This is a genomic window from Terriglobus sp. YAF25, assembly GCF_052113305.1.
Lineage (GTDB): Bacteria > Acidobacteriota > Terriglobia > Terriglobales > Acidobacteriaceae > Terriglobus.
In genome coordinates, this window is sequence record NZ_JBFRCY010001025.1 from 1 (window position 1) to 1,528 (window position 1,528).

A 1,528-nucleotide genomic window follows, 5' to 3' on the forward strand; every position below is an offset into this window, starting at 1 on the left:
CATTACCAGAGCGCTACATGGGATCAGCAGCGTAGGCTCGCTTCTCTTGCCTTGGAAATACCCGTGGATCGCGCTGCAGCTGTATTCGCATAAGTTGCTCCGATACAGTGTCCCCCTCTTCCTCCTGGGTACGTTTCTATCCTCATCTCTTCTGATCCAGATCTCTCTTTATCGGTTGATCTTCGTTGCGCAGGCACTCGTCTATGCCGTCGCCATGCTTACAGCTCTCGTTCCCGTACAGAAGCTGGCCAGGCCTCTCGCACTTCCTCTCTACTTTTGTATTGTGAATGCCGCGGCGCTCGCAGCTATCGTCCAGTTTGTGCGGGGTGAACGTTACGTCTCGTGGAGACCAGAACGGGAGGTATCGCGTGCACAGTGAGAGAAACTATAACGGCGGTGCGCCCCTGAGAACCGTCCTGCGTCAGATCAGGATCCAGACGCTTGATGCATGCGGCCAGCTTCAGGCGGCACGCAGCAATATTGCAAGAAAGCACGGCGTTATTGTGCTGATGCTGCACCGAATCATCCCGGACGGCCAGATGCATCAATGCCGGTCGCCTCGCGGCATGGTGCTCCGCGAAAGCGGTTTTCGAGCGTTGCTGCAGTACCTTCGTGCTGAGACCGATATCATTGCCCCCACTGATCTGTCACACGCACGCGTGCGTAGCGAGCGTCCTCAGGTCCTCGTGACCTTTGATGACGGCTGGGCCGATAACTATGAGGTGGCTGCTCCGTACCTGGCCGCTTTCAATATCAAGGCATGTTTCTTCGTTGTGACAGCCTATGCAGGATGTTCCCATCCGTTCTGGCCCGAACATGTGCTTTGGCTGCACCGTCTGACCCAGCAGGCGCACCGTAGCGATCTCTGGAAGAGCTTCCTGGAGAGCTTCCATGTCCAGTCAAACAATCGCCCCCGCCCGGAGATCGTGTCGGGCTCCGAGGAGAAGGTCTTGTCATGGCTGAAGCAGTTCAGCGCGGCAGAGATTCTTGAGCGGGTTGATGAAGCGCTCTTTAGATTGGACCCGGCTCTCGATCGCATCGCCAGCGATCCGTATGAGCGGCTTATGACATGGGAGGAAATGCGCTCTCTTGCAAAGCAGGGTCACATGCTCGCTTCCCATACGTGCACGCATCCACTTCTGACAGAAAACAGCCTTGCACACACTCTCTTCTGGCGTCCGAGCCATGCGACCTGGCACTAGAACTCTGTTTATCCTGCTGGCCTTGTTCATCCGCGCCCTACCCGGTGACAGCCAAACGCGCACGCCTGTTCCCAGGATTTTTTTCAGCGATCTGCTCAGCGGCCCAGTCGCGGGAGGCCAAAACGATCAAGGAGCCTTTGTTACGATCTACGGCTCCGGCTTTGGATCGTCGAGAGGCACAAGCTACGTCACGATAGGTGACGTAGCGGCTGTATCCTATCCGGTCTGGTCCGAGGATAAGATCTCTTTCCAACTTGGACGGAATGCAAAATCGGGTCAGATTCTTCTGCACACCGGCAGCGGACCTGTCTCAAACGGTATTCCAT

2 protein-coding genes and 1 pseudogene are annotated in these 1,528 nt (G+C 56.3%); all 3 read left to right on the forward strand.

Annotated elements, in window-relative coordinates; genetic code table 11:
* Positions 1 to 379 (forward strand): annotated as a pseudogene (locus AB4043_RS26250) (glycosyltransferase family 2 protein); the annotation flags it as partial.
* The gene (locus AB4043_RS26255; protein WP_442308619.1) at positions 369 to 1,202 is read left to right on the forward strand and encodes a polysaccharide deacetylase family protein; all 834 of its coding nucleotides are present in this window, start codon (positions 369 to 371) and stop codon (positions 1,200 to 1,202) included. The pseudogene AB4043_RS26250 and the gene AB4043_RS26255, both read left to right, overlap by 11 nt.
* Positions 1,186 to 1,528 (forward strand): IPT/TIG domain-containing protein (locus AB4043_RS26260; RefSeq protein WP_442308620.1); only part of this gene is annotated, 343 nt, incomplete at its 3' end. The genes AB4043_RS26255 and AB4043_RS26260, both read left to right, overlap by 17 nt.